We start from the raw sequence: 26,899 nt of genomic DNA, 5'->3' as shown, positions 1-26,899 counted from the left end.
TGGTTGCGGGGGCCGGGCTGATGGTGTCCTCGCACAGCAGGGACACGAACCAACGGCCCGCGCTGTCGCGCGACACGGTCACCGTGGTCGGCTCCGCGCCCTCGGGCAGCGGACGCGACCAGCGGATGTCCAGGGGCTCCGCCATCTTCGCGAGCGTGAGCTGTCCGTCGCGCCACTTGAAGGCACTGCGGGTGTACTCGGCCGACGCCCGGGACTTCTTCCGCGACTTGTAGCGCGGGTACTTCGCACGCTTGGCGAAGAAGTTCCCGAACGCCGTCTGAAGGTGGCGCAGCGCCTGCTGGAGCGGGACGGAGGACACCTCCGCCAGGAAGGCCAGCTCTCCGGTCTTCTTCCACTCCGTGAGCGCGGCGGACGACTGCACGTAGGAGACGCGGCGCTGCTCGCCGTACCAGGCCCGTGTGCGCTCATCCAGCGCCTTGTTGTAGACGAGGCGGACACAGCCGAACGTGCGCGACAGCTCAGCTGCCTGCCCGTCCGTGGGGTAAAAGCGGTACTTGAACGCCCGCTTGACCTGCTGCGTCATACCTCACATTCTATCGGATTCTGAGTAAGCAGCTGCCGTCGGGCCGGTAGCCGCAGACGCCGAATCGCCCTGGAGGCGATTCGCCTTTCCCTGCCCTGCTCCGCAGGAGCTTCGTTTCCTCCCCGACCTGAAGGCCGGGGTATCCACGAAGGAGTCACGATGAACACAGGGTCGCGGGCGGACCGGGGTGGCGTTCACTTTCCGCCGCCGACTCACTCGTACGGGTGATGATCGGGTTCAGTGGCGGGGGTCACGGGAATCCGGCCGCGCGCCAGCTTGTTTAGCGAGGGTAATGAGTTACCCTAAAGAGATGCCGGACCTTACCCATGGCGACGACGCTGCCGCCGTGAACTCCCTGCGCTCCGCCGTGATGCGGCTCTCCCGTCGGCTCAAGCACCAACGGGTCGACGAGTCGCTGAGCCCGACCGAGATGTCGGTGCTCGGCACCCTGTCCCTGCACGGCAAGGCCACCCCGGGCGAACTCGCCCGCAAGGAGCACGTCCAGCCGCCGTCGATGACCCGCATCGTGGCGCTGCTGGAGGCCAAGGGACTGGTCCGGCTGGAGCCGCATCCCGAGGACCGGCGCCAGAAGGTCGTCACGAAGACCGAGCAGGCCGAGGCGATGCTCGAGGAGAGCCGCCGCAAGCGCAACGCCTTCCTGGCCACCCTGGTCGACGGCCTGGACGAGGACGAGTGGGCGAAACTCCGCGCCGCCGCCCCCGTCCTGGAGAAACTCGCACACCTGTAAGCAGCGTTCACGAGGAGGCGACCCTTTGAGTTCGGGACCCGGAGCAGACTCCGCCCCCGCACCGACCACCCACGACTCCCTGTCCGATCCCCAGCGCGCGTCCATGTTCAGCTCCCTGAAGGTCAGGAACTACCGCCTGTTCTTCATGGGCCAGGTCGTTTCCAACGTCGGCACCTGGACGCAGCGCATCGCCCAGGACTGGCTGGTGCTCAGCCTCACCGGCTCCGCCACCGCCGTCGGCGTCACGACCGCCCTGCAGTTCCTGCCGATGCTGCTCTTCGGCCTCTACGGCGGCGTCCTCGTCGACCGGCTGCCCAAGCGCCGCACGCTGCTGTTCACCCAGTCGGCGATGGCCCTCACCGGCATCGCGCTCGCCGCGCTCACCCTCTCCGGCCACGTCCAGGTCTGGCACGTCTACGTCGCTGCGTTCGCGGTGGGCCTCGCGACCGTCCTGGACAACCCGGCCCGCCAGACCTTCGTCTCCGAGATGGTCGGCCCCGACCAGCTGCAGAACGCGGTCAGCCTCAACTCCGCGAACTTCCAGTCGGCCCGGCTCGTCGGCCCCGCCGTGGCCGGCGTGATGATCACCGGCGTCGGTACCGGCTGGGCGTTCCTCGCCAACGGCCTGTCCTTCGTCGCCCCTCTCGCCGGCCTGCTGATGATGCGCGCACGTGAGCTGCACGTCGTCGAGCGGGCCCCGCGCGGGAAGGGCCAGTTGCGGGAGGGCCTGCACTACGTCGCCGGGCGTCCGGAGCTGATCTGGACCATCGTCCTGGTCGGCTTCGTCAGCACCTTCGGCTTCAACTTCCCCGTCTACCTCTCGGCCTTCGCCGACGACGTGTTCCACGCGGGCGCGGGCGCCTACAGCCTCTTCAACATACTGATGGCGGTGGGCTCGTTGGCGGGCGCACTGCTCGCGGCCCGGCGCGGCACGGCCCGGCTGCGGGTGCTGGTCGCGGGCGCGGTGGCCTTCGGCACGATGGAGCTGGTGGCCGCGACCGCCCCCTCCCTGTGGCTGTTCGCCCTGCTCATGGTCCCCATCGGCATGTTCGGCATGACGGTGAACGTCACGGCGAACAGCAGCGTCCAACTGAGCACCGACCCGGCCATGCGGGGCCGTGTGATGGCCCTGTACATGATGGTGTTCATGGGCGGAGCGCCGGTGGGCGCGCCCATCGCCGGCTGGATCACGGACGCGTACGGCGTCCGGGCGGGCATGGCGGCGGGCGGTGCCGTCTCGGTCGCCGCGGCCGTGACCATCGGCCTGGTCCTGGCCCGCGTCGGCAACCTGCGGCTGTCGGTCGGCTGGAACCGCGGACACCCGCGGGTGCGGTTCGTGCCGCGGGAACGGGAGGAGCTGGCCGCGGCGGCCTGAGCGTCGTACGTCCGTCTCACGTCCGTCGTGCGCCCCACTGGAACCCGGAGGGCTCAGACCCTCCGGGCCAGTACCTGCCCCGGCCACTCGGCTTCCCCGACCGTGAACGCCTCGGTGCGGGTGAAGCCGTTGCTCTCGTAGTAGCGGACGAGCTTGCCGTCGTCGCCGGCGTAACAGTCCACCCGCAGCAGCGAGACGCCCGCCCGCCTGGTCTCCTCGGCCGCGTGCGCGAGCAGCGCGCTGCCCACGCCGCGTCCCTTGAAGCGGCGGTCGGAGGCGAGCCAGTGGATGTACCGCTCGGGCTCGCCCGGGGGCGTGAGGTGGGACAGGTAGGCGCCGGCCGAGTCGGTGAGGGTGAGGGTGGCGGCCGGCACCCCCTCGACCTCGGCGACGAACACGTCGCCCTCGTCCATGTACCGGGCGACCGACTCCACCGTCCTCGGGCTCTCGGACAGCGGCTTCGTGCCCCACTGTCCGGTGCGCCCCTGCGAGACGAGCCACCGCACGCTGCTGTCGAGCATGCCGAGTATCGCGGGGATGTCGTCGGGCCCGCCCGCCCTGATCCTGATGATCTCCATGACGGCACCCTAGGTGACCAACCGCCTCCGTTCCAGGGAGAGTTGGCGGGCAGCCGGACGCGTCTTCGGTGAACCGGGAAGCGGCCTTCGGCGCACCCTCCTAGGGTGACCGCATGAGACTCTTCGCCGCCGTACTCCCACCCGAGGACGTGGCCGCCGAACTCGCCGCCGAGGTGGCCGCCCTGCGCGGGCTGCCCGGTGCGGACGCCCTGCGCTGGACCGGCAGGCCGGGCTGGCACTTCACCCTCGCGTTCTACGGCGAGGTGGCCGACGACCTGCTGCCGGACCTGTCGGCGAGCCTGGAGCGGGCCGCCCACCGCACCGCGCCCTTCCCGCTGGCGGTGCGCGGCGGGGGCCAGTTCGGCAAGGGGCGCGCGCTGTGGGCGGGCGCCGAGGGCGACCTGCCCGCGCTGCGGCTGCTGGCCGACCGGGCGGAGGCGGCGGCGCGCAAGGCGGGTGTACCGATGGGGGAGCACCGCCGCTACAAGGCCCACCTGACGGTGGCCCGCAGCCGGGACGACGTGGACGTGCGGCCGTACCTGGAGGCCATGGAGCCGTTCACCAGCCGCATCTGGACGGTGGACGAGCTGACGCTGGTCCGCAGCAACCTGCCGGCGTCGGGGGTTCCGGGCGAGCAGCCGCGTTACGAGCCGGTCGCCCGCTGGCCGCTCGGCGCGGCCGGTTAGGCTCGAAGACGTGGACCCGAAAACCCGGAACCGGATCATGGCCGGTGCGCTTGTGCTGATGTTCGTCGTCGTTGCCCTGGCGGCCGCGCTCGGCAGGTAGCTGCTGAGCGAGGAGCGCCCGGGGAACCGCGCGTCGTACGCCCGCCGCCGGCCGCATGCGGCCGGCCGCGCGGTTCCCCACGCCCCTTCGGGGGCGCTGCTACCAGGCGAAGGCCTCCGGCGACGGCCCCGGCCCGGGGAAGACCTCGTCCAGCCCGGCCAGCAGCTCCTCGCTCAGCTCCAGCTCGACCGCCCGCAGGGCCGAGTCGAGCTGTTCGGCGGTGCGCGGGCCGACGATCGGGCCGGTCACGCCGGGCCGGGTGAGCAGCCAGGCCAGCGCGGCCTCGCCGGGCTCGATCCCGTGCTTGTCGAGCAGATCCTCGTACGACTGGATCTGCGCCCGTACGGCCGGGTTCGCGAGCGAGTCGGCCGCCCGCCCCGACGCCCGCCGGCCGCCCTTGACCTCCTTCTTGAGCACGCCGCCGAGCAGGCCGCCCTGGAGCGGCGACCAGGGGATGACGCCGACGCCGTAGTCCCGCGCGGCCGGGATGACCTCCATCTCGGCGCGGCGCTCGGCGAGGTTGTACAGGCACTGCTCGCTGACGAGGCCGATGGTGCCGGAGCGCCGGGCGGCGATCTCGTTGGCCTGGGCGATCTTGTAGCCGGGGAAGTTGGAGGACCCGACGTAGAGGATCTTGCCCTGCTGGACGAGCACGTCGATGGCCTGCCAGATCTCCTCGAAGGGAGTGGCACGGTCGATGTGGTGGAACTGGTAGAGATCGATGTGGTCGGTCTGCAGCCGCTTGAGGCTGGCGTCCACCGCCCGCCGGATGTTCAGGGCGGACACCTTGTCGTGGTTGGGCCAGGCGGCCGCGCCGTCCCCGGCCATGTTGCCGTACACCTTGGTGGCGATGACGACCTTGTCGCGCCGGTCGCCGCCCTTGGCGAACCAGTTCCCGATGATGCTTTCGGTACGGCCCTTGTTCTCGCCCCAGCCGTACACATTTGCCGTGTCGAAGAAGTTGATCCCCGCGTCCAGTGCCGCGTCCATGATCGCGTGACTGTCCGCTTCGTCGGTCTGCGGACCGAAGTTCATGGTGCCGAGCACCAGTCGGCTGACCTTGAGTCCCGTGCGTCCGAGCTGCGTGTACTTCATGACTGCCTAGCCAACGGCCTGGAGTGCGCTCTATGCAAGCAGCCTTGACGCTAACTGGAAGTTAGTGCTTTCCTTCGGGAAGTATCAACTTGAACTTTCAAGGTCTGGAGCCCCGTGACCCCCACCACGCCCGCGCGCCGCATCGTCGTCGCCGCGCTCGCCGCCGGCGCCCTGCTGGGAACCGCCGCCGTACCCGCCCTCGCCGCCCCGTCCGCCCACCACTCGGTGCGCTACGGAGAGGGAGCGCGGCTCGACTACCAGAAGGCCGTTGCCGTACGCGTCCTCAAGGGCGTGTTCGAGCAGGGCGACACCGCGGTCGTCGACCGGTTCGTACGGCCGGACTACATCCAGCACAACCCGCTCGCGCCCGACGGCGCCGAGACGCTGAAGAACCTGGGAGTGGGGCTGCACCAGCAGTTCCCGGACGCCGCGTACGACATCAAGCGGGTCATCTCCGAGGGCGACCTGGTCCTCGTGCACTCCAACGTCGTGCTGACACCGGGGAGTCGAGGGTCGGCCGTCTTCGACATCTTCCGCTTCCAGGACGGGAAGATCGCCGAGCACTGGGACGCCGCGCAGAACGTGCCGGAGACCACGGCCAACGGCAACGACATGTTCTCCACGGTGAGCCGGCCGCAGACCGGGGCGCCGGGGCCGCGGTGGCTGACCGCGTACAACAAGAAGCTGGTGACCAAGGCCTTCGACCAGCTCATCGTGAAGAAGGACGTGTCGGCGCTCGACAGGTACTGGGGCCCCGAGTACCACCAGCACAACCCGAACATCGCGGACGGCGTGTCGGGCGCGAAGGCCGGGCTCGGCGGGTACTTCGAGGCGTTCCCGCAGCTGTCCGTCTCGCCGAAGCGGATCGTCGCCGAGGGCGACCTGGTCGCGGTCCACAGCCACTACGTCAACGCGCCGGGCGAACGCGGCCAGGCGGTCGTGGACCTCTTCCGGGTGCGGAACGGGAAGATCGTCGAGCACTGGGACGTACTCCAGGACGTCCCGGCCACGTCGGCGAACGACAACACGATGTTCTAGTCGCGGGGGAACTCGTCGGTCTTGAGGGTGAGGCCGACGAGGGTCGTGGTCATGTCGAGGTCCGCTCCGAAGGCCACGGACAGCTCGCTGAGGTATTCGCCGTCCTTGGGCTGGGTGTGGAGGTGGCACTTGCCCTGGTAGGGGTCGGCGATGAGGTAGACGGGGACTTCGGCGAGGGCGTAGGCGAGCTTCTTGGGGCCGTAGTCGTTGGCGGCCGTGTCCTTGGAGATGACCTCGGCCACGAACTCGACGTCCTGGTAGCGCCAGCGGCCCTTGCCGTCCTTCACCGATCGCTCGGCCATCGCCGCCATGTCGCACGCGAAGCCGTTCAGATGGCCAGGGAAGTCGATCCGGACGTCCGACGCCACTCGATTCCGCGGGTACTTGTCGCGCAGCTGGTCGTAGATCGCGGAAATGATCTCCCAGTGCGTCTGCCGCTGCGGTGACATGAAGATGTTCCCCCCGACGATCTCGACCTTCGTGCCTTCGGGGATGGGCATCTTCTCGAGCCACTCGAACATGACGTCCAGAGTCAGCTCGCCGCTTTCCTCGGCCATCTCGATCCTGTCTTGAAGGACGGTCATCGTGGCGCTCCTCCCTGGCTGCCCTGTGGACGAGTGCAGCCGCGCGGTACAACGATACGCGCGGTGACCAGGGCACGAGCGGACTCAGCCCTCGTACGGCTCCGCCAGGCCCCACGCCTGGTGCATCGCGTTCGCGAAGGCCGCCGCGATCTTGTGCTCGCCGCTCGCGTTGGGATGCGTGCCGTCGTAGGTGTCCGTGTGGATGTCGTACGACGCCGGCGGCGACGCCAGCAGCAGGGGCGAGCGGGGTTCGTCCAGGTCGGCGACCGTCTTCGCCAGCAGTTCGTTGAAGAGGGCGACCTGCTGGGCGAAGGCGGTGTCCGACTCGGCGAGTGTGTTCGGGATGACCGGGAGGACGACCGCGCGGACGCGCGGGTTGGCCGTGCGGGCCTCGGCGACGAAGCGGTGGGCGTTCTCGGCCGTCTGTTCCGGGTCGGTGTAGAAGCCCAGGTCGATCAGGCCGAGCGCGACCAGGAGGACGTCCGCCCGGTGCTCCCGTACCGCCTCGCCGATCAGCGGGGCCATGTGCATCCAGCCCTCGCCCCAGCCCGCGAGGTGCGAGCGCGGGAAGTCGGGGTCGGCGTACTCGTACGACGTGGGGGTGTCGGTCGCCTTGTCGTACAGCGCCTCGCGCGGGCCGACGAGGGTGAACGGGGCGCCGTACGTCTCGCGCAGGTGCTGCCACAGCCGGTAGCGCCAGGTGTGTTCGCCGGCACTGCCGATGGTCTGGGAATCGCCGACGGGCATGAACCTGAGCATCCGCTCATGATGAACGATCGGCGGGCCGGCCGGGGTGTGAGGACCGCCACCCATCCGTGGATCGCGGTGCGGGATGGCAGGCTTGGGGCCATGCGTCGCTCCCTTGCCTTCCTCGCCGCGGGCTTCCTCGCCGGTGCGCTTGCCCTGCCGGCCTCCGCCGCCGACGGCGACAAGGAGTTCACCATCACGGACCCCCGCATCACCGAGTCCAGCGGGCTGGCCGCCTCCCGCCAACACCCCGGCATCTACTGGACGCACAACGACAGCGACGACGGGGCCTACCTCTACGCCGTCGACAGCGGGACGGGAAAGACCGTCGCGACCGTCACCCTGACCGGGGTGGGCACCCCCCGTGACGTCGAGGCCATCTCCATCGGCCCCGGCAACGAGATCTATGTCGGCGACATCGGCGACAACCTCGGCGGCACCTGGCCCTATGTGTGGATCTACCGACTGCCCGAGCCCAAGGAGTTGCGGGACCGGACGATCCGGGCCACGCAGTACGTCGTGAAGTACTCGGACGGGGCACGGGACGCCGAGTCCCTGGTCGTGCACCCGAAGACCGGGCGGGTCTACATCGTCGACAAGAACGAGAAGGGCGGGCACCTGTACGAGGGTCCGGCCGAGCTCTCCGCCTCCGGGACCAACGTCTTCAAGCCCATCGCCCCCGTCGCCGACCTGGAGGCCACCGACGCCGCCCTGTCGCCCGACGGCGAACAGCTCGTCGTACGCAGCTACTTCGGGGCGATCGCCTACGACTGGAACGGCGGGAAGATCAAGCGGCTGGAGCGGGTCGGCGTGCCGTTCCTGGGGCAGGGCGAGTCCGTCACCTACACCGACGACGGGTCGACGCTCATGTTCGGCGCCGAGGGGGCCGACAGCCCCGTGAAGCCGGAGGACGCGCCCGGGGACACCGGCTCCGAGTCCCCCTCCGGCGGGGGGAGTTCCGCGGACGGCAACGACACCGGAAGTGACGAAGGCGGCAGCAACGTCAAGGTCGGCGCGATCGCCGCGGCCGTCGCCCTGGCGGCCGTGATCGGCTTCCGGCGGCTATTCCGTCGCCGTTCGTGAGCCCGCTGCCCGCTCGCCCGCTGCCCGCTCGCCCGCAGCCTTCGCTGCCCGCTCGTCGACGAACACCTCCAGCCCGTCCAGGATCCGCTGCAGCCCGAACTCGAAGTGGTCGAAGGCGGGGCCCCAGGCGTCCTCGTCGAGGGAGGCGAGCAGGGGAAAGCGCCCAGAAGTCATGATCTTCTCCAGCGTCGGCGTCTGGGCCTGCCAGAACTCCGTGTCCGTCAGGCCTGTCCGGCGCTCCGCCTCCCGCTGGTACAGCTGGGTGCGCGCGGCGCCGACGACATAGCCGTCGATCATGATGACCGCCGAGACCAGCTCGGCGTCGCCCAGCCCCATCGGCTTGATCCGGGACAGGATCTTCTCCATGCCGTCCAGGGCGCTCGGGCCGAGGATCGGGCGGGACTGGTTGACCTGGAGCAGCCAGGGGTGGCGGCGGTAGAGCGCGAGGGTGGCGCGGCCCATGGCCTCCAGGGCCGAGCGCCAGCCGCCGTCGCCGAGGTCGGCGGGGTTCTCCGAGGGGCGCTGCACGCGGTCCAGCATCAGGTCGAGCAGTTCGCCCTTGCCGGGGACGTACCGGTACAGGGACATGGCGCCGGTGCCGAGCTCGGTGGCGATCCGGCGCATGGACACCGCGTCCAGGCCGTCGGAGTCCGCGACCCGGACGGCGGCTTCCACGATCCGGTCCAGGGTCAGGGCCGGTTTGGGCCCGCGACTGGGGCGCCTGCCGGTGTCCCACAGCAGTTCCAGGGTGCGGACGATGTCGCCGCTGCCGCTGGTCTCCGTACCGCCCTTGCCGCTCGTCATGGGGCCAGCTTAAGTCCTCGCGAAAAAACTGGGTACGCCGTACTCGCAATCGGGTACGGTGTACTCAGTTACCGAGAAGGGGGACCCATGAGCGACGGATACGCCGTGCGGGCTGAGGCCCTGGAGAAGCGCTACGGCGAGAAACGCGCCCTCGACGGCTTCGACCTGGCCGTCCGCGAGGGCACCGTGCACGGCCTGCTGGGGCCGAACGGCGCGGGCAAGACGACCGCGGTCCGCATCCTGTCCACGCTCGTCCGGCTGGACGGCGGACACGCGACGGTGGCCGGCCTCGACGTCGCCCGGCAGCCGCGCGAGGTGCGCGCCCGCATCGGCCTGACCGGGCAGTACGCGGCAGTCGACGAGGTGCTGACCGGACGCCAGAACCTGGAGATGTTCGGCCGCCTGTTCCACCTGGGCGGCAGGCGCGCCAAGCTGCGGGCCGTGGAGCTGCTGGAGCGGTTCGACCTCACCGACGCCGGCGACAAGGGCGTCGGCGGCTACAGCGGCGGCATGCGGCGCCGCCTCGACCTCGCGGCCTCGATGATCCTCGCTCCGGCCGTCCTGTTCCTCGACGAGCCGACGACCGGCCTCGACCCGCGCAGCCGCGGTGAGGTCTGGGACTCCGTCCGGGCGTTGGTGGCGAGCGGCACCACCGTGCTGCTGACCACGCAGTACCTGGAGGAGGCCGACAAGCTGGCCTCCCGCGTCACCGTCATCGACCACGGCCGGGCCATCGCCGACGACACCCCGGACGGGCTGAAGAACCGCATCGGCGGCGACCGTATCGAGGTCGTGGTCGCCGAGCGGTCGGAGATCCCGAGGGTGGTGAAGGTCGTCGCCCGCGTCTGCGACGGCGAACCCGAGGCGGACGAGGACGGGTTGCGGGTGCACGCCCCGGTGACCGACCGGGTGTCGGCGCTGACGGAGGTGGCGCGGACCCTGCAGGACGAGGGCGTGCGGGTCGAGGACATCGGGCTGCGCAGGCCGAGCCTCGACGACGTGTTCCTGCGCCTGACCGGACACCGGACCGAGACGACCGAGCAGACCGAGAAGAGGGCCGTCGCATGAGCGCCGTCGACCTGACCGGCCAGGACGCCCGCGGCCGCGGGTACTGGGCCCTCGCCGACTGCTGGAACATCGTCCGCCGCGGACTGACCCACTACCAGCGCCAGCCGATCAACATCGCCTGGCAGCTGGGCTTCCCCATCCTGTCCGTCCTCCTGTACGGCTATGTGTTCGGCAGCGCCATGCAGGTGCCCGGCGGCGGGGACTACCAGGACTTCCTGATGCCCGGCATGTTCGTGATGACGATGGCGTTCGGCTTCATCAACACCGCCACCGTCGTCGTCTACGACTCCACCAAGGGCGTCATCGACCGCTTCCGCTCCATGCCGATGGCCTCGTCCGCCGTGGTCGCCGGCCGCGGGGTGACCGATCTGCTGGTCGCCTGCGCGGAGTTGGGGATCATGATGGCCACCGCGTTCGCCATGGGCTGGCGGCCGGACGGCGGCTGGGGCTTCCTCGCCGCCTTCGGACTGCTGCTGTGGCTGCGGTTCGCGCTGATCTGGATCGGCGTGTGGCTGGGCCTTCTGGTCCCCAACCCGGAGGCGGCGGGCGGGCTGTTCGCGGTCGCCTTCCCGCTCACCATGATCTCCAGCATCTTCGTCGCGCCCCAGCTCATGCCCGACTGGCTGGGCCACGTGGCCGCCTGGAACCCGATCTCCTCCACGGCCGCGGCCAGCCGCGAGCTGTTCGGAACGCCGGTCGGGACCGGGGACTCCTGGGTCGAGCAGCACGCGCTGCTGATGGCCGGGGTGTGGCCCGTGGTGCTCACGGCGATCTTCCTGCCGCTCGCGGTGCGGAGGTTCCAGAAGCTGAGCCGGTGACGGCCGGCGCGCCAGGGGACGTCGGCTGTCTTGACGTGTTCATGGGTGATGGCTTCCATGGGGGGTGCGTGGTGCGGTGGGAGCGCTCCCATCGGTTCCGGGCCCGCGCCTCCCGAGAGGAAGCAGCGACATGTTCCACAGCTTGCGAAAAGCGCTGTGCGCTGTTGCCGCGGCGCTCCTGCTACCCCTGACCGCGGCCCAGACCGCCGACGCGGCCGCGGCGGCCGCACCGGGGGCGGGTTACTGGCACACCAGCGGCCGTCAGATCCTGGACGCCGCCGGGCAGCCCGTCCGGATCGCCGGCATCAACTGGTTCGGCTTCGAGACCGCCAACCACGTCACCCACGGCCTCTGGGCCCGCGACTACAAGAGCATGATCGACCAGATGAAGTCGCTGGGCTACAACACCCTCCGCATGCCCTACAGCGACGACATCCTCAAGAGCGGTACCGCCCCCGACAACATCGACTTCTCCGGCGGCAAGAACGCCGACCTGCGGGGACTCACCTCCCTCCAGGTCCTGGACAGGATCGTCTCGTACGCCGGTCAGGACGGCCTGAAGGTCATCCTCGACCGGCACCGCCCGGACGCGGCCGGCCAGTCGGCGCTCTGGTACACCTCGGCGGTCCCCGAGTCGACCTGGATCACCAACCTCAAGGCGCTCGCGACCCGGTACGAGGGCAACCCCACCGTCATCGGCATCGACCTGCACAACGAGCCGCACGACCCCGCCTGCTGGGGCTGCGGCGACACGACGCGGGACTGGCGCCTGGCCGCCGAACGGGCCGGCAACGCGGTGCTCTCCGTCAACCCCGACCTGCTGATCCTCGTCGAGGGCGTGCAGACCTACAACGGCGTCTCCGGCTGGTGGGGCGGCAACCTGATGGGCGTCGCCGAGTACCCGGTACGCCTCGACGTGCCGAACCGGGTCGTGTACTCCGCCCACGACTACGCCACGAGCGTGGCCCAGCAGAGCTGGTTCAGCGACCCGTCGTTCCCCGCCAACATGCCGGGCATCTGGGACAAGTACTGGGGCTACATCTTCAAGCAGAACATCGCGCCCGTGTGGGTCGGCGAGTTCGGCACGACCCTGCAGTCCACCGTGGACCAGAAGTGGCTGGCCGCACTGGTGACGTATCTGCGCTCGACGTCCGCGCACGGCTCCGACTCCTTCCACTGGACCTTCTGGTCCTGGAACCCCAACTCCGGTGACACCGGCGGGATCCTCAAGGACGACTGGTCGACCGTGGACACGGTGAAGGACGGCTACCTGGCGAGCATCAAGGCGCCGGGATTCGCGGCGGGCGGGGGCGATCCCACCGACCCCACCGACCCCGGTGACCCGGGAGGTCCCGGCGGGGGCACGGCCGCCTGCACCGCCGCCTACACGGTCGGCAGCGACTGGGGCTCGGGCTTCAACGCCGCAGTGAAGGTGACCAACCCGGGCACCACCGCGCTCACGTCCTGGAAGGTGACGTGGACATGGCCCGGCGCCCAGAAGGTCACCAGCATGTGGAACGCGTCGTACACCCAGTCCGGGGCGACGGTGAGCGCGGTGAACGCCTCGCACAACGGGGCGGTGGCGGCGGGCGGTTCGGCGAGCTTCGGGTTCGGGGGCGCGCCCGGGGGCGCGGGCGTGCCCACGGTGACCTGCACGGCTACGTGAACCACCGCGTGAGGCACGAGGAAGGGCGCCCGGTGATCACCGGGCGCCCTTCCTCGTCGTACCGCTCGAAACGACTACAGCTTCTCGATCACGAAGTCGATGCACTTGGTCAGCGCCTCGACGTCGGCCGGGGCGACCGCCGGGAACATGGCGACGCGGAGCTGGTTGCGGCCGAGCTTGCGGTAGGGCTCGGTGTCGACGACGCCGTTGGCGCGCAGCACCTTGGCGACGGCCGCGGCGTCGATCTCGTCCGAGAAGTCGATCGTGCCGATGACCTGGGAGCGCTTGGCCGGGTCGGTGACGAAGGGGGTCGCGTACTTGGACTCGTCGGCCCAGCCGTACAGGCGGGTCGAGGAGTCCTTCGTGCGGGCCGTGGACCAGGCGAGGCCGCCCTGGCCGTTGAACCACTCCAGCTGCTCGTTGAGGAGGAAGAGGGTGGCCAGCGCCGGGGTGTTGTACGTCTGGTTCTTGCGGGAGTTGTCGATCGCCGTCGGGAGCGAGAAGAACTCCGGCACGTGGCGGCCGGACGCGTGGATGCGCTCGGCGCGCTCGATCGCGGCCGGGGAGAAGACGGCGATCCACAGGCCGCCGTCGGAGGCGAAGGACTTCTGCGGGGCGAAGTAGTAGACGTCGGTCTCGGCGATGTCGACCGGGAGGCCGCCGGCGCCGGAGGTGGCGTCCACGAGGACGAGGGAGCCCGCGTCGGCGCCCTGCACCCGCTTGACGGGCGCGGCGACACCGGTGGACGTTTCGTTGTGCGTGAAGGCGTACACGTCGACGCCCGCCTCCGCGTGCGGCTCCGGGTGGGTGCCCGGGTCGGAGGAGATGACGGTCGGCTCGGCGAGCCAGGGGGCGAGCTTGGCCGCCTTGGCGAACTTGGAGCTGAACTCGCCGAAGCTGAGGTGCTGCGACTTGTTGTCGATCAGGCCGTGGGTCGCGACGTCCCAGAAGGCGGTGGAGCCGCCGTTGCCGAGGACGACCTCGTAGCCCTCGGGGAGCTGGAACAGCTCGGAGATGCCCTCACGGACCTTGCCGACCAGGTTCTTGACCGGGGCCTGGCGGTGTGAGGTGCCCATGAGGGACGTACCGGTGGAGGCGAGTGCGTCCAGCGCCTCCGTCCGCACCTTGGAGGGGCCCGCACCGAAGCGTCCATCGGCGGGCTTGATGTCAGCGGGAATCTGGATGTCGGCCACGTTTCGGAGGGTATCTCTTTCGGTGAAAGCGGATGGAGCGGTGTCCGTTCGATGAGACGACCGCTCCAGCCCGTGGAACCGGTGGGCAGCCCCACCCGTGCGGGTCTAGGAGGTCAGCCGAACCGGCAGTTCGAAGAGGTCGTTCTGGGTCACCACCGGCTTGTTGCGCAGCTCGCTCGCCGGGACCGCCAGGTCCAGCCCCGGGAAGCGCTCGTACAGGGCGGGCAGCGCCACCGAGGCCTCCAGGCGGGACAGGGCCGCGCCCGGGCAGACGTGCGGGCCGTGCCCGAAGGAGATGTGGCGGCTCTTCGTCTCCCGGGTGATGTCGAAGTCGCCCGCCGTCGGGCCGTGCGCCCGCTCGTCGCGGCCTATAGCGCCGTACGAGACGATCAGCGCGTCACCCGCGGGGATCACCCGGTCGCCGACCGGGACGTCCTCGGTGGCGAAGCGGATCAGGACGTGCGAGGTGGGGGTTGGAACTGCTCACCAAGGAGTGCACACAAGGCCGCATTAGCTCGATCGTGTGATCGTCCGCTTGTGGGCTTGCGGTGCTCTGGACTGATCGGGCTAACGTGATCGTGCGACCTGGAACACCGGGTACGGCGTCAGCGTGCGGGGCCCCTGCTCCACCAGAGGATGGTTCAGGGCCTCCCCGTCGCCTCTGGCCGTGCCCAAGGGGCCAGGTCGTGAGGGAACTGGCCTCCCGGGCCCGGACCACGCACAGGATGCGTGTCGCCGCCCCGGGGTCGAGAACGCCAGGGACCAGCTCGCCCAAGACCGTTCGGGGCGCGCGGCTGAACGCCCACAGGAACGGTGGAGTGGCGCAGCGTCTCCTCGACCACCGCCGACCAGCCGACCGCACCCGAAAGGACGAGGGCACGCTGGTCGGGGTGGGTGGAGAGGTTGACCACCGCGTTGACGATCAGTGAGATCGTCGTCTCGTGGCCCGCCGCGACCATCAGCTGGAGCGTGGAGACGATCTCCTGGTCGGTGAGGTGGTCGCCGTTCTCGGAGGCCAGGACCAGGGCGGACGTCAGGTCGTCGCCGGGCTCCGCGCGCTTGGCGGCGAGCGTCTGCGCCATGATGCCCGCCAGCTCGGTGAGCGTGGCGATGACCTCGGCGGGCGGGGTCTGCGTCGAGAAGAACTTCTCGAACAGCTCCTTGAGCCGGGGCAACTTCGACTCCTCGATGCCCATCAGGTCGGCGATGACGTACATGGGCAGCGGGTACGCGAAGGCCGCCTTCAGATCGACGACGTCACCCGAGAGGCCGACGTCACCCGGGAGATCGTCGAGCAGTCCCTCCGTGAGCTCGGTGATCCGCTCCCGCATCCGCTCCACCCGGCGCGGGGTGAGCGCCTGCGCGACGAGCGTGCGCATCCGGCGGTGGTCGGCGCCGTCCACGGTGAGCATGGAACGGCCCGGGTTGGCGAGGCCGATCAGGGGCCAGTCCGCGGGGATCTCGCCACGCTGCCAGGCGCCCCAGACACTGATGTCCTTGACCAGCCTGGGGTCGGTGAGCAGCGCCTTGGCCTCGGCGTGGTGGGTGACGGCCCAGACGGGGACGCCGCCCGGCAGCTCGACGGCGGCCAGCGGGCCCGCCTCGCGCAGCCTGGCGCTCTCGCCGTCCAGGTCGGTGACTAAGGCGTCGAGGGCGATACGGGTCTTTTCGATGCCGGTCGTCATACGGAGTGCCTCCAGGGCGGGGTCGGGGTGTTACGTCGTTCCTGTGTCGGCGTGCAGGCGCCGGCGAAGGTCAGAGCGCGGGGACCGGTGTGAACCGGACCGGCAGTTCGGTCAGTCCCCTGAGCCAGGGCGAGGGCCGGCGCGTGAGGGACTCGGCGGGCACCGCCAGGTCGATGTCGGGCAGCCGGTCCAGTACGACCTCGATGGCCGTCCGCGCGATGACCTCGGCGATCTCCTGTGCCGGGAACGGGCAGCGGTGCTCACCGTGCCCGAAGGAGAAGTGCGCGTTGTTGCCGCCGGTGAGCGCGGATCCGTCGGTGCGGACCTGCGGGTCGGAGTTGGCGCCCTGGAGGCCGAGCAGCAGCAGGTCGCCGGCGCGGATGCGGCGCCCGCCGAGGTGGGTGTCGCGGGATGCCCAGCGGCCGGCGATGTTCTGCGAGGGGGTGTCCTCCCACAGCACCTCGTTCATGGCCTCGGCGACGCTGTTGCGGCCGCCGAAGAGGGAGGCGGCGAAACGGTCGTCGGTGAGCATCAGCCGCAGCGAGTTGCCGATCCAGTCGGCGGTGGGCTGGTGGCCCGCCGCCAGCATCACCACGATGTCCTGGCCGATCTCCTCGTCGGTGAAGCCGGAGGTGTCGTCGAGCATCCGGGACACGACGTCCTCGGCGGGGTTCGCCCTCCGGTCGGCCAGCAGCCCGGCCATGGAGGTGATCAGATGGGTCTGGCCCGCGATCGCCCGCTCCCGGCCGTCGATCATGTCGTTGAGAGCGGTGACCAGGCCCGGACCCTGCTCGTCGGAGAAACCGAAGAGGCGGGCGAGGACCCGCACCGGCAGCAGCATCGCGTAGTTCGCGATGAGGTCCGACTCGCCCTTGGCGCACACCGCGTCGATCAGTTCGTCGGCGAACCGCTCGGCGTGGCCGCGCAGTTCGGAGGCGTCCACCTCCTGCAGCGCGTTGCTGATCATGGCGGCGCGCTCGCGGTGGCGTTCGCCGACGGTGTAGAGGATCGACGGCTGCTTGCGGCCGATCATCGGCAGCAGCGGCCAGTCGTCGGGGATGGTGTCCCACTGGTTCCACAGGTCCGAGTCCCGGCTGAACAGGACCGGGTCACCGGTGACCTGGTGCAGCTCGCGGTAGCCGAGCACCAGCCAGGCGGGCACGTCGCCGTCGAGCAGCACCGGCGTCACGGGGCCGTGCTCGCGTCGCATCTCCCGGTACAGACGGGCGGGTTCGGTCTGGAACCGGGGGCCGCTGAGCGGGACGGCTTCGGTGGTCACACGAACTCCTGTCGGGGCGAAGCGGCTTGGGCGGCCCGGCCGGCGTACCGGTCCTGGCCGGGGTACCGGTCCTGGCCGGCGTACCGGTCCTTGATGTGCTGGACCAGCGTGATGAGGACCTGCTTGCCGGACGCGCGGGAACGGGCGTCGCAGTCGATCAGTGGCACGTGCGGGTCGAGGTCGAGGGCCTCACGGACGTCGGCCGCGGCGAAGGCGGGGCCGCCGAAGTCGTTGCAGGCCACGATGAACGGCGTGCCGTGGTGCTCCAGGCGGTCGATGGCGTACCAGGAGTCGTCGATACGGCGGGTGTCGACGAGCACGACCGCGCCGAGCGTGCCGGAGAACAGGCGGTCCCACAGGAACCAGAACCGTTCCTGGCCGGGCGCGCCGAACAGATACAGCACGTTGCGGGCGTCGAGCGTGATGCGGCCGAAGTCGAAGGCGACGGTGGTCGCGGTCTTGCCGCTCACCTCGCTGATGTCGTCGACCGTTTCGCCCGCCCGGGTCATCGTCTCCTCCGTGTTGAGGGGACGTATCTCGCTCACCGAGCGGACCAGGGTCGTCTTGCCGACGCCGAAGCCGCCCACGACCACGATCTTCAGGCCGTTGTCGGCGGAGGCACCCAACGGGGTGCGCGCGTCAGAGATTGCGGAGTCCAACGAGCACCTGTTCCAGGAGGTCGGGTTCGGGTACGGCTGCCGTGTGCGGGTGGCGGGCGCTGACCCGGCCCGCCGCGAGAAGGTCGGAGAGCAGGACCTTGGTGATGCTCACCGGCAGCCCCAGCTCGGCTGCGACCTCGACGACCGCCGTGGGGCGTTCGGCCATCCTGAGGATCGCCACGTGCTCCGACTGCATGCCGGGCCTGGGGTCGCTCTCGGCGACGACGAGGGTCACCAGGTCGAACGGGCTGTCGGAACCGGACCGGGTGCGCCCTTGGGTGAGGGTGTAGAGACGGTCCGGGGCGTCGTCCCTGCCGGGCCGGCTCATGACGTACGCGGCTGCGCGGTCAGGTGCTCGCCGAGCTGCTCCACGAGCTCGCTCATGTTGTGGCCGACGAGCCCGACGTCCGCGTCCTCGGTGGTGACCACGGCGAGGTGCGCGCCCTGGCCTGCCTCGACGATGAACAGGACGCCTCCGTAGAACTCCGTCATCGCCGACCGCACCCCCCCGCTGCCGTCGCCGAACTCGACGGACGCCCCGTGGGACAGCGACTGGATGCCCGCGGCGATCGCGGCGAGCTGGTCGGCCTGGTCGACGGTGAGTTCCGGCGTACGGCACAGCTTCAGGCCGTCGCGGGACAGCACGAGGGCGTGCCGTGCGCCCGGGGTCCGCTCCAGGAGGCCCTCGATGAGCCAGGTGAGCTTCTCGTCGGCGGTGGTCGTGCCGGTCATGAGGTGGGGTCGCCTTCCGGGTGCGCGTGCTGGTGTGACGGGGTGGCGGGGGTCGCTTCGGCCGGTGCGGCGGCGGTGGCGTCACCTGGGCCGGCGTCCTGGTCCGGGGCGGCCGGGCGCTGGAGGGCGGCGGCCTGGTCGGTTCCGGAGGCCCGTACGGCCTGACGGAAACTGTTGAAGCGGGTCGCCCGGGTCTTGGCGTCGTCGGCGGCGGGCGCGGGCCGCGGCTCGGTGGTGCGGCCCGCGCCGAGCCGTCGCTCGGCCTCGGCCAGGGTCAGGCCACGGCGGCGCTTGGGCAGGCCCGTGGGCCACTCGTCCGCCGCCGCGCTGTCCGCGGACTCGTGGACCGGCAGGGGATCGCGGTCCGTGGAGTCGTGCGGGGGTACGGGATCGGGGTCCGTGGAGTCGTACGGCGACAGCGGTACGGGATCGGGGGCCGGTACGGGATCAGGGCCCGGGACGGTGGTGGAGCCGGCGCCGGTGGTGGAGTCGGCCGGGGCGGGGGTCGGGCGGGGGCTTGGCGGCGGTGCGGCGGGCGGACTCGGTGCTGCGGCGGGCGGCTCGGCTGCGGCCGGACTGGTGAGGATGTCCTGCGGGATGAGCAACAGGACGCCCGTGCCGCCGCGCGCGGAGGGCCGGAAGGAGACCTTCAGGCCGTACTTGCGGGCCAGCCGGCCGACGACGGAGAGGCCGAGCCGGGTGCCGGTGAGACCGCCGAGCCCGGGGGACTCGCCGGAGACGGCCTCCTCGGCGCGGCGCAGCTGCACCTCGCCCATGACGAGTCCGCTGTCCTCCACGGACACGATCACGCCGGCCGGTACCTCCTCCACGTACACATGGACCTCGGCGCTCGGCGGCGAGAAGTTGGCGGCGTTGTCGAGGAGTTCGGCGAGCGCGTGCATCGCGCCCTCGGCGGCGTGGCCGGCGACGGCGGCCTCACTGGCCGAGTGGACGCGCACCCGCTGATAGCCGCTGATGCGGCCCATCGCGCCCCGCAGGATCGACTCCATGACGATGGGGCGCGCCCAGCGGCGGCCGGAACGGGCGCCGGTGAGGACCGCGACCGAGTCGGCCAGCCGGCCCGCCTGCGCGGTGCGGTGGTCGAGGTGCAGCAGGTCGGCGAGGACGTCCTCGTCGCTGTGCCGTTCCTCCATCGCCCGCAGGTCGGCGAGCATGCCGGTGGCGATGGCCTGCATACGGCCGGCCGCGTTGGCGGTGGCGGAGATCGCGGCGGCGCGCTCGCCGGTGGCCCGGCGGAACTGTTCGGTGAGCCGGGAGTTCTCGTCGGCGAGGCGGTCGCGCTCCTCGGCGAGCTTGCTGCGCTCGTCGGCGAAGGACACGGTGAGGCGTGCGCGTTCCTGGGCGAAGGACTCGGTGAGCTGGGTACGTTCCTGGGCGAAGGACTCGGTGAACCGGGTGCGTTCCCGGTCGAGTTCGGCTCTCAGCCGGGCGCGTTCCCGGGCCAGGTCGCCGGTCAGGCGGTCGTGTTCCCGGCGGGACTCCTCGGCTATTCGAGCCCGTTCCTGGAGCAGTCGTCCGGCGTCCAGGGTGACGGCCTCCAGCCGGCGGCGGGTGAGCCGGGCCGTCTGAAAGCCGTGGGCGGCCAGGGCGACGGCCGCGCACAGCAACAGGGCGGCAGCGCTCGCGCCCCAGGCCAGCGGGGTGCGCACGGACGAGGGCGCCGCCGCGACCGCACCGGCGACTGCGAGGGCGGACAGGACGGCGGTGAGCAGCAGGGCCGGTGCGACGGTGCGGACGGCGGGGCGTTCGCCGGGGAGCGTGGGCGCGGTCATGAAGGGGATCCTCGGTCGGGTCCTCGGGCGGACGCCGTCGGGTCGCGGGCGGCCCTCGGTCGGGTCCTTGGTGTGTGTATGGGTCGTTCTGGGCAGGCGAGTGCCAACACTGTGCGTTCAAGGCGCTCAACTGGCGGTCACTATAGGAGACTTTCTGATCGAATTGGGAAGGAACGCATTCCGTATTCGAAATGTGGCCTTGGCCCGGCCGCGGAACGACATCCCGCCTGTGGACAACCGGCCTCGTCGTCGGTGGCCGGATGCACCATGGGTGCATGACGGATCTTGAGGCCGCTCTGCGCAAGACCGTCCGGGGCGAGGTCGGATTCGACGTCACGTCCCGGGCGTTGGTCACCATGGACGCGTCCAACTACCGGCGAGTCCCGCTCGGCGTGGTGGCCCCACGGGACGCCGACGACGTGGCGGCGGTACTCGCCGTGTGCCGGGAACACGGCGTGCCGGTCGTGGCCCGCGGCGGCGGGACGTCGATCGCCGGGCAGGCGACGGGCACGGGCGTCGTCCTGGACTTCACCCGGCACATGAACCGCCTGCTGTCCCTCGACCCGGAGGCGGGCACCGCGGTCGTGCAGCCGGGGCTGGTCCTCGACCGCCTCCAGGAGGCCGCCGCCCCGCACGGTCTGCGCTTCGGCCCGGATCCCTCCACCCACAGCCGCTGCACCCTCGGCGGGATGATCGGCAACAACTCCTGCGGCTCGCACTCGGTGGCCTGGGGCACGACCGCGGACAGCGTGCGGGAGCTGTCCCTGCTCACCGCGCGCGGTGAGCGGCTGCGGGCCGGACAGGGCTGGGCGGGCGCCCCGACGGGCCTGCGGGAGCTGGTGGAAGGGCACCTTTCGATGCTCCGCACCGGCTTCCCCGAGCTGCCCCGCCGCATCTCCGGCTACGCCCTGGACGCGCTGCTGCCCGAGAACGGCGCCGACGTCGCCCGTTCCCTCTGCGGCTCGGAGGGCACGCTGGGTGTCCTGACGGAGGCGGTCGTAGGGCTCGTTCGGGCGCCACGCGCGCGTGCCCTGGCCGTGCTGGCGTACGCCGACGAAGGCGCGGCGGCGGAGGCGGCGGCCGGACTGCTGCCCTACGGGCCGCTCACCGTCGAGGGCATGGCGGCGGACCTCGTCCGCTCCACGGCCGACCTGCCCCGGGGCGGCGCCTGGCTGTTCGTGGAGACCGGCGGTGACACGCCATCGCAGGCACACGCGCGTGCGGAGACGATCGTGCGCGCGGCGGACGTCGTCGACGCGCTCGTGGTGACGGACCCCGCCGGACAGCGGGCGCTGTGGCGCATCCGCGAGGACGCGAGCGGTACCGCGACCCGGATGCCGGACGGCGCCGAGGCCTGGCCCGGCTGGGAGGACTGCGCGGTGCCGCCGGCCCGGCTGGGCGCCTACCTGCGGGACTTCCGGGGACTGCTGGCGGCACACGGGCTGCGCGGCACGCCGTACGGCCACTTCGGGGACGGCTGCATCCACGTCCGCATCGACTTCGACCTCCTCACGGACCCGGGCATCGCCCGCTTCCGGCACTTCTCCCAGGAACTGGCCGAGCTGGTCGTGGCACACGGCGGTTCGCTGTCCGGGGAGCACGGCGACGGGCAGGCGAGGGCCGAGCTGCTGCCCCGCATGTACGGCGAGGAACTGGTGGGGCTGTTCGAGCGGGCGAAGGCGCTGTGGGACCCGGACGACCTGCTCAACCCGGGCATGCTGGTCCGCCCCGCCCCTCTCGACACCAACCTCCGCTTCTCCGTCCTCCCGCGCGTGCCGGTGGACGTGGCCTTCGGCTACCCGGCGGACGGCGGCGACTTCTCGGCGGCCGTGCGCAGATGCGTCGGGGTCGCGAAATGCCGTACGACGTCGGCGTCCGGGGCTGCCGTCATGTGCCCGTCCTTCCGGGCGACCGGCGAGGAGGAACACTCCACGCGCGGGCGCGCCCGGCTGCTGCACGAGATGCTCGCGGGCGAGCTGGTCACCGACGGCTGGCGGTCCACGGAGGTCCGGGACGCCCTCGACCTGTGCCTGTCCTGCAAGGGCTGCCGGTCCGACTGCCCGGTCGGGGTCGACATGGCCACGTACAAGGCGGAGTTCCTCCACCACCACTACGCGGGGCGGCGACGCCCGCTCGCCCACTACAGCATGGGGTGGCTGCCGGTCTGGCTGCGGGCGGTGGCCCGTACGCGTACGGCGTCCGTGGTCAACGCGCTCTCCGCCGTACGGCCGTTCGCGTGGGCGGCGAAACGGGTGGGCGGCATCGCGGCGGAGCGGGAGATTCCGCGGGTGGCCACGGAGACGTTCAGCCGGTGGTGGGGGAGGCGAGAGCCTGTGGGCGGCTCCGGGGCTCTGGTGATCCTCTGGCCGGACACCTTCACCGAGCACCTGTCGCCGTCCGTGGGCCGGGCGGCCGTACGCGTACTGGAGGCGGCGAACCTGCGGGTGGCGCTGCCGCCGACGCTGCGGATGCGCGTGCGACCCGTGGGGGACGGCACGTCGAAGGCCGCGATTTCCCTGCTGAGCCTGCGGCAAAGCCGCGTCTGCTGCGGGCTGACCTACGTCTCGACGGGCCAGCTCGACCGCGCCCGTACGGTCATGCGCCGCACGCTCGACCTCATGGCCCCGGTGCTGGAGACGGACACCCCGGTCGTCGTCCTGGAACCCAGCTGCGCCGCCGCCCTCCGCACGGACCTCCCGGAACTCCTCCACGACGACCCCCGGGCCGCCCTCCTGGCGTCCCGGATCCTGACCTTCGCCGAGGCGCTGGAACGCCTGGCCCCCGACTGGGCCCCGCCCCGCCTGGACCGCCCGGCGACCGGCCAGACCCACTGCCACCAGCACGCGGTACTCGGTGACGCCCCCGACCGCCGCCTGCGTGAGGCCGCCGGCCTCACCGGCGAGCTGGCCGGCGGCTGCTGCGGCCTCGCGGGCAACTTCGGCTTCGAGAAGGGCCACTACGAGGTGTCGGCCGCGTGCGCGGAGGAGCGGTTGCTGCCGGCGGCACGAGCGGCAAAGGGCGAGGGGGCGGTGGTGCTGGCGGACGGGTTCTCGTGCCGGACCCAGTTGGAGCAGTTGGCGGGAGTGCGGGGACGACATGTGGCGGAGGTGCTGGCGGAAGGGCTTGAGGGACTTGAAAGGACTGAAGGGGCTGAAAGGGACTGAAGGGACTGAAGGGGCTGAAAGGGCGGGGCCGGGAAAGGCAATGACCGATCCGCCGGCTCCCTGACATGATCACGGCGTGACCCGTGAGTCTGTACGGCCCCGCCCCAGGAAGTGCGTCCTCTTCGATGTCGACGGCACGTTGATCGACGCCGTGGACAACCAGCGCCGGGTCTGGGCGACGTGGGCGGTCCGGTACGGCCTGGACGCCGACGAGGTCCACCGGGTGGCGCTGCGGACCAGGCCGATGGAGACCTTCGCGGCGGTGGCCCCGGACCAGGATCCGGGGGAGTGCCTGACCACCCTGCACGAACTGGAGGACGAGGACGTCCGCTCCGGCGTCTACACGGCCTTCGAGGGCGCGTCCCAGCTGCTGGGCGCCCTGCCGCCGGGCGCGTGGGCGCTGGTGACCTCGAACTACGAGCACCGGGTGCGCGGCCGGTTCGCCCGGACGGGGCTGCCGGTGCCGCACGTCGTCGTGGACGCCGCCGCGGTCGAGGAGGGCAAGCCGTCGCCCGTGCCCTACCTGCTAGGGCCTGTCCGGCGGATCAAGTCGCAGGACATCCGCGGCGCCTCATCGACGCAGGTGAGCGGGGCCTGGTGGGTCGAGCTGCAAGGCGGAGGAGGGCGTCGACGCGATGGGGGTCCCCCCGCTCGAGCGAAGTCGAGAGTGGGGGAGTCGGCAATCGACGACAACGCCGCAGATCGGCGTGCCAGGCCCCGCGTCTGCGGCATGATCCGCCGGACAGGCCCTGGCCGCCCGGGACCTCGGCGCCCGTCCCGAGGACTGCCTGGTGATCGAGGACGCCCCGTCCGGAGTCGAGTCGGGGCTGCGGGCCGGCATGACGGTGTGGGAAGTCAACACACCGGGCGGTGTGACCGGCGCGCACCGCCACTTCGGGAGCCTGCGGGAAGCGGTCCCGGACATCCTCGCCTTCGCCCGTGCGGAGGGGCCGGCCGGGGTGCGATGACCGAGGGCGACTCGAGCCTCACGGACATGGGCTGCCGCAGTTCATAGGCTGGCGGGCCCTGCCACCGCCAAGGAGTCCCGCGCATGCCCCTCCGCGTCCAGCCCGTCTCGCGCGACGAACACCTCGCCTTCGTCGCGGCCCGCCCCTCCGCCAGCCACATGCAGGTCCCCTCCTGGGGTGAGGTGAAGCCGGACTGGCGGGCGGAGAGCCTCGGGTGGTTCGACGAGGAGGGGCGGCTGGTGGGGGCCGGGCTCGTGCTGTTCCGGCCGGTGCCGAAGCTGAAGAAGTACCTCGCGTACCTGCCCGAGGGGCCGCTGATCGACTGGTACGCGAGCGACCTCGACCGCTGGCTGGACCCGATGCTCGCCCACCTCAAGGGACAGGGCGCCTTCTCGGTCAGGATGGGCCCGCCCGTCGTCGTACGCCGCTGGAGTGCCGACGCGGTGAAGGCGGCGATCGCCGATCCGGCGGCGCGACGGCTCGGGGACGCGGAGGCGACGTCGTACGAACCGCGTGCCGTCGACGTGGCGGGGCGGCTGCTGCGGGCCGGCTGGCAGCGGACCGCGTCCGGGAGCGAGGGCGGCTTCGCGGCCGGGCAGCCCCGGTACGTCTTCCAGGTGCCGTTCGCCGGACGTTCGCTGGAGGACATCCACGGCGGCCTCAACCAGCAGTGGCGGCGCAACATCAAGAAGGCGGAGAAGGCCGGGGTGAAGGTCGTCCGCGGCGGTGAGGAGGATCTGCCCGCCTTCTACGGGCTCTATCTGGAGACCGCCGAGCGCGACCGCTTCCTTCCGCGCCCGCTGTCCTACTTCCAGCGCATGTGGACCGCGCTCACCGCCGAGCACCCCGACCGCATGCGGCTCTACCTCGCCCATCACGACGGCGACGTCCTCGCCGCCGCCACCATGCTCACCGTCGGCGACCACGTCTGGTACTCGTACGGCGCCTCCACCAGCCGTAAGCGCGAGGTCCAGCCCAACAACGCCATGCAGTGGCGCATGATGACCGACGCCCACGAACTCGGCGCCGCCGTCTACGACTTCCGGGGCATCACCGACACGCTGGAGGAGTCCAACCACCTCCTGGGTCTCCTGCGCTTCAAGGCGGGCGCGGGCGGTGAGGCCGTCGAGTACCTGGGGGAGTGGGACTTCCCGGTCAACCGGCTGCTGCACAAGGCGCTGGGTCTGTACATGTCCCGCCGGTAGCCCCTCGGGCCCGCTGCGGCGACGCGCCCCCGGGTGAGACAGTTGCATAAAGGGTTCACGCACCTGGCGTAGTCCATTACCGTGGACTACGACGTACAGTGAGATGTACGAATCGAACCCGAGCCGCCCCGGAAGGCACCGTGAGCACCCCCAGCGCAGCCACCACCCCCTCCAGCACTCCTACGCCGGTCGGTGCCGCGCCCGCTCCGGACGGCACCCCGCAGCGCCGGGGCTCCCTCGGGCCGGTGGGGCTGCTGCTCGCCGGGGGCGTCTCGGTGCAGTTCGGCGGCGCGCTCGCCGTGCTGCTGATGCCGAGGGCCGGCGCGCTCGGCGTGGTCACCCTGCGTCTGCTGGCGGCGGCACTCGTGCTGCTGCTGATCTGCCGGCCCCGGCTGCGCGGCCACTCCCGCGCGGACTGGGGCACGGTCGTCGTCTTCGGCGTCACCATGGCCGCGATGAACGGCCTCTTCTACCAGGCCGTCGACCGCATCCCGCTGGGTGCCGCCGTCACCCTGGAGGTGCTCGGCCCCCTCACCCTGTCGGTCCTGTCCTCCCGCCGCGCGCTCAACCTCGTGTGGGCGGGCCTCGCCCTCGCGGGCGTCTTCCTCCTCGGCGGCGGAGGCTTCAGCGACCTCGACCCCGCAGGCGTCGCCTTCGCGCTGGGGGCGGGCGCCATGTGGGCGGCGTACATCGTCTTCAGCGCGCGTACGGGCCGCCGCTTCCCGAAGGCGGACGGGCTCGCGCTGGCCATGGTGGTGGCCGCCCTGCTGTTCCTCCCCCTGGGCGTGGCCGAGGCGGGCACGAAACTCCTCGACCCGACGACGATCGCCCTCGGCTCGGCGGTCGCCCTCCTGTCCTCCGTCCTGCCCTACACCCTCGAACTCCTCGCCCTGCGCCGCCTGCCCGCCTCCACGTTCGCGATCCTCATGAGCCTGGAACCTGCCATCGCCGCGGCGGCCGGCTTCCTGATCCTCAACCAGGCGCTGACGGTCCCGGAGGCCGCCGCGATCGCCCTCGTCATCGCCGCGAGCATGGGGGCGGTGCGGACGCAGGTGGGGCGGGGGAAGGCGAAGGCCCTCGACGGCTGAGCCCGAGCGCGGCGGTCGCGTCGCCGGGCGGCCAGGTGGCCGGGCGCCCCGACACTTCAGGGCCGAGGTCAGCCGGCCCGCCGAGGCGAAGGGTCTGTCGGAAAGCTACCGGGATTCATTCGCAGTGCATCGGGCTTCAGCCCGGTGGTGAAGCGAATCTGATGGTTGCGACGCGGAGCGTCGCCGCGTCTGGTCCGGC

General features: G+C 71.3%; 23 protein-coding genes and 4 pseudogenes. 13 read left to right on the top strand and 14 right to left on the bottom strand.

The genetic code is table 11. From position 1 onward, the window contains the following. On the bottom strand, positions 1-544 hold a 544-nt coding region (locus ACZ5XS_RS43425), incomplete at its 3' end, for an RNA-guided endonuclease InsQ/TnpB family protein (RefSeq protein ID WP_468660997.1). 310 nt (positions 545-854) lie between these two features. On the opposite strand from ACZ5XS_RS43425, the gene ACZ5XS_RS43420 reads away from it, so the two are divergent. Both ACZ5XS_RS43420 and ACZ5XS_RS43415 read left to right on the top strand, forming a co-directional pair. Continuing rightward, positions 855-1,292, top strand: coding sequence for a MarR family winged helix-turn-helix transcriptional regulator (locus ACZ5XS_RS43420; protein WP_124441237.1), 438 nt, complete (start codon positions 855-857; stop codon positions 1,290-1,292). 25 nt (positions 1,293-1,317) lie between these two features. Further along, entirely contained in the window at positions 1,318-2,667 is a 1,350-nt protein-coding gene (locus tag ACZ5XS_RS43415; protein ID WP_468660995.1) for an MFS transporter, read from the top strand. Between the two features lie 53 nt (positions 2,668-2,720). Here the strand turns inward: ACZ5XS_RS43415 and ACZ5XS_RS43410 are convergent, their stop codons facing one another. Further along, on the bottom strand, positions 2,721-3,245 hold the full coding sequence (locus ACZ5XS_RS43410; RefSeq protein WP_468660993.1) for a GNAT family N-acetyltransferase: 525 nt from the start codon (positions 3,243-3,245) through the stop codon (positions 2,721-2,723). 113 nt (positions 3,246-3,358) lie between these two features. Here ACZ5XS_RS43410 and thpR point away from each other — a divergent pair, with 113 nt between their 5' ends. Next, entirely contained in the window at positions 3,359-3,931 is a 573-nt protein-coding gene (gene thpR / locus ACZ5XS_RS43405; RefSeq protein ID WP_468660991.1) for an RNA 2',3'-cyclic phosphodiesterase, read from the top strand. Between the two features lie 199 nt (positions 3,932-4,130). Here thpR and ACZ5XS_RS43400 read toward each other — a convergent pair whose 3' ends face one another. Next, positions 4,131-5,126: an aldo/keto reductase gene (locus ACZ5XS_RS43400; RefSeq protein ID WP_468660989.1), complete on the bottom strand. Its 996-nt coding sequence runs from the start codon at positions 5,124-5,126 to the stop codon at positions 4,131-4,133. Positions 5,127-5,240: 114 nt separating this feature from the next. On the opposite strand from ACZ5XS_RS43400, the gene ACZ5XS_RS43395 reads away from it, so the two are divergent. Next, on the top strand, positions 5,241-6,164 hold the full coding sequence (locus tag ACZ5XS_RS43395; protein ID WP_468660987.1) for a nuclear transport factor 2 family protein: 924 nt from the start codon (positions 5,241-5,243) through the stop codon (positions 6,162-6,164). Here the strand turns inward: ACZ5XS_RS43395 and ACZ5XS_RS43390 are convergent. Beyond that, positions 6,161-6,748, bottom strand: a complete 588-nt coding sequence (locus ACZ5XS_RS43390; protein WP_468660985.1) for a Uma2 family endonuclease — start codon at positions 6,746-6,748, stop codon at positions 6,161-6,163. The two genes, ACZ5XS_RS43395 and ACZ5XS_RS43390, sit on opposite strands and share 4 nt — an antisense overlap. A gap of 84 nt (positions 6,749-6,832) precedes the next feature. After that, positions 6,833-7,507 (bottom strand): SGNH/GDSL hydrolase family protein, encoded by a 675-nt coding sequence (locus tag ACZ5XS_RS43385; RefSeq protein ID WP_468660983.1) that lies wholly within the window; start codon positions 7,505-7,507, stop codon positions 6,833-6,835. 90 nt (positions 7,508-7,597) lie between these two features. On the opposite strand from ACZ5XS_RS43385, the gene ACZ5XS_RS43380 reads away from it, so the two are divergent. After that, positions 7,598-8,578 (top strand): WD40 repeat domain-containing protein, encoded by a 981-nt coding sequence (locus tag ACZ5XS_RS43380; protein ID WP_468660981.1) that lies wholly within the window; start codon positions 7,598-7,600, stop codon positions 8,576-8,578. Here ACZ5XS_RS43380 and ACZ5XS_RS43375 read toward each other — a convergent pair. Next, entirely contained in the window at positions 8,558-9,382 is an 825-nt protein-coding gene (locus ACZ5XS_RS43375) for a TetR/AcrR family transcriptional regulator (RefSeq protein ID WP_468660979.1), read from the bottom strand. The genes ACZ5XS_RS43380 and ACZ5XS_RS43375 overlap by 21 nt on opposite strands. 87 nt (positions 9,383-9,469) lie before the next feature. Here ACZ5XS_RS43375 and ACZ5XS_RS43370 point away from each other — a divergent pair, with 87 nt between their 5' ends. The 3 genes from ACZ5XS_RS43370 (at position 9,470) to ACZ5XS_RS43360 (ending at position 12,934) form a co-directional block, all read left to right on the top strand. Next, positions 9,470-10,450, top strand: a complete 981-nt coding sequence (locus ACZ5XS_RS43370) for an ATP-binding cassette domain-containing protein (protein ID WP_468660977.1) — start codon at positions 9,470-9,472, stop codon at positions 10,448-10,450. Continuing rightward, a complete protein-coding gene (locus tag ACZ5XS_RS43365) occupies positions 10,447-11,268 on the top strand; it encodes an ABC transporter permease (protein WP_468660975.1) in 822 nt (273 codons plus the stop codon). The genes ACZ5XS_RS43370 and ACZ5XS_RS43365 overlap by 4 nt, the downstream gene beginning before the upstream one ends. 130 nt (positions 11,269-11,398) lie before the next feature. After that, complete coding sequence (locus ACZ5XS_RS43360; protein ID WP_468660973.1) at positions 11,399-12,934, top strand: cellulase family glycosylhydrolase; 1,536 nt, start codon at positions 11,399-11,401, stop codon at positions 12,932-12,934. A gap of 74 nt (positions 12,935-13,008) precedes the next feature. On the opposite strand, the gene serC is transcribed toward ACZ5XS_RS43360, so the two are convergent. The 8 genes and pseudogenes from serC to ACZ5XS_RS43320 all read right to left on the bottom strand — a co-directional run bounded on the left by serC (position 13,009) and on the right by ACZ5XS_RS43320 (position 20,275). Further along, positions 13,009-14,127 (bottom strand): phosphoserine transaminase, encoded by a 1,119-nt coding sequence (serC, locus tag ACZ5XS_RS43355; RefSeq protein WP_468660971.1) that lies wholly within the window; start codon positions 14,125-14,127, stop codon positions 13,009-13,011. 105 nt (positions 14,128-14,232) lie between these two features. Further along, positions 14,233-14,601 (bottom strand): annotated as a pseudogene (locus ACZ5XS_RS43350) (cytochrome P450); the annotation flags it as partial. Between the two features lie 338 nt (positions 14,602-14,939). Continuing rightward, a pseudogene (locus ACZ5XS_RS43345) lies at positions 14,940-15,812 on the bottom strand (cytochrome P450); the annotation flags it as partial. Between the two features lie 70 nt (positions 15,813-15,882). Then, positions 15,883-17,091: a cytochrome P450 gene (locus ACZ5XS_RS43340; protein ID WP_468660969.1), complete on the bottom strand. Its 1,209-nt coding sequence runs from the start codon at positions 17,089-17,091 to the stop codon at positions 15,883-15,885. After that, the gene (locus ACZ5XS_RS43335; RefSeq protein ID WP_468660967.1) at positions 17,088-17,750 is read right to left on the bottom strand and encodes a GTP-binding protein; all 663 of its coding nucleotides are present in this window, start codon (positions 17,748-17,750) and stop codon (positions 17,088-17,090) included. The genes ACZ5XS_RS43340 and ACZ5XS_RS43335 overlap by 4 nt, the downstream gene beginning before the upstream one ends. Next, positions 17,731-18,078 carry a DUF742 domain-containing protein gene (locus tag ACZ5XS_RS43330; RefSeq protein ID WP_468660965.1) on the bottom strand — a complete coding sequence of 116 codons (348 nt, stop codon included), beginning with the start codon at positions 18,076-18,078 and terminating at the stop codon, positions 17,731-17,733. The genes ACZ5XS_RS43335 and ACZ5XS_RS43330 overlap by 20 nt, the downstream gene beginning before the upstream one ends. Then, the gene (locus tag ACZ5XS_RS43325) at positions 18,075-18,482 is read right to left on the bottom strand and encodes a roadblock/LC7 domain-containing protein (RefSeq protein WP_217236904.1); all 408 of its coding nucleotides are present in this window, start codon (positions 18,480-18,482) and stop codon (positions 18,075-18,077) included. The genes ACZ5XS_RS43330 and ACZ5XS_RS43325 overlap by 4 nt, the downstream gene beginning before the upstream one ends. Then, positions 18,479-20,275 (bottom strand): sensor histidine kinase, encoded by a 1,797-nt coding sequence (locus tag ACZ5XS_RS43320; protein ID WP_468660963.1) that lies wholly within the window; start codon positions 20,273-20,275, stop codon positions 18,479-18,481. Before ACZ5XS_RS43320 ends, ACZ5XS_RS43325 begins: the two co-directional genes overlap by 4 nt. A 275-nt stretch (positions 20,276-20,550) precedes the next feature. Between ACZ5XS_RS43320 and ACZ5XS_RS43315 the strand changes: the two genes are divergently transcribed. From ACZ5XS_RS43315 to ACZ5XS_RS43295, 5 genes and pseudogenes are all read left to right on the top strand, one after another. After that, positions 20,551-23,439: an FAD-binding and (Fe-S)-binding domain-containing protein gene (locus ACZ5XS_RS43315; RefSeq protein ID WP_468660961.1), complete on the top strand. Its 2,889-nt coding sequence runs from the start codon at positions 20,551-20,553 to the stop codon at positions 23,437-23,439. Positions 23,440-23,515: 76 nt separating this feature from the next. Then, positions 23,516-23,965, top strand: a pseudogene (locus tag ACZ5XS_RS43310) (HAD family hydrolase); the annotation flags it as partial. A gap of 223 nt (positions 23,966-24,188) precedes the next feature. Then, positions 24,189-24,407, top strand: a pseudogene (locus tag ACZ5XS_RS43305) (HAD-IA family hydrolase); the annotation flags it as partial. An 83-nt stretch (positions 24,408-24,490) separates the two neighbouring features. After that, entirely contained in the window at positions 24,491-25,612 is a 1,122-nt protein-coding gene (locus ACZ5XS_RS43300) for a lipid II:glycine glycyltransferase FemX (protein ID WP_468660959.1), read from the top strand. 140 nt (positions 25,613-25,752) lie between these two features. Then, the gene (locus tag ACZ5XS_RS43295; protein ID WP_468660957.1) at positions 25,753-26,700 is read left to right on the top strand and encodes an EamA family transporter; all 948 of its coding nucleotides are present in this window, start codon (positions 25,753-25,755) and stop codon (positions 26,698-26,700) included. The last annotated feature ends 199 nt before the right edge of the window (positions 26,701-26,899 follow it).

The organism is Streptomyces sp. NPDC033131 (assembly GCF_055578365.1).
This window is presented reverse-complemented; position numbering and strand designations above follow the sequence as displayed.